The organism is Rothia sp. HMSC075F09, from assembly GCF_001810515.1.
Taxonomy (GTDB): domain Bacteria; phylum Actinomycetota; class Actinomycetes; order Actinomycetales; family Micrococcaceae; genus Rothia.
Genome location: NZ_KV801777.1, coordinates 14,412 through 14,957, shown reverse-complemented (window position 1 = coordinate 14,957; position 546 = coordinate 14,412).

The following is a 546-nucleotide window of genomic DNA, read 5'->3' as shown; positions in this document are numbered from 1 at the left end:
TTAACCCGCAGTGAAGACACTAACCTATCGACGAAAAGGCAAGGCATAACCCATAACCGGCTCTCACCTACCTGGCGCAGCCGGAGATTCGGTCATGGGTTACGGATTTGTGCCATAGGTTAGTGTCTTTGGTCGTAGTTAAAAGCCATGGCAGAAGACGCTAAACCATGACACAAATTCTGCAGAAGCGGCGCCTCCGCGGGCACAAAGATATTTGATGCATAAAACATTGAGTAGCCCGAATAATGACCAATCACCGCCACCACCCTCAAAAGAATGCAAACGACCGCAAACATGCGGTAGGGTGGTAACTGTAGTGTTCCACAGCGCATTGATGCGCTTGATGGGCGCGCTACGGGGCTGTTTTCTTCCGGCAGTCAATGAGGCCCGTGAATAACGGCCCGACATGCACATATATCACACTGTCACCGACGATAGGAGCGTATCTTCTATGGATTCGACCATTTTCAATCGCCGTACCCTGTTGGGCAGCGGCGCACTTGTGGGCCTGGGGGCCCTGCTTGCGGCGTGTGGCCAGCAGGCAAA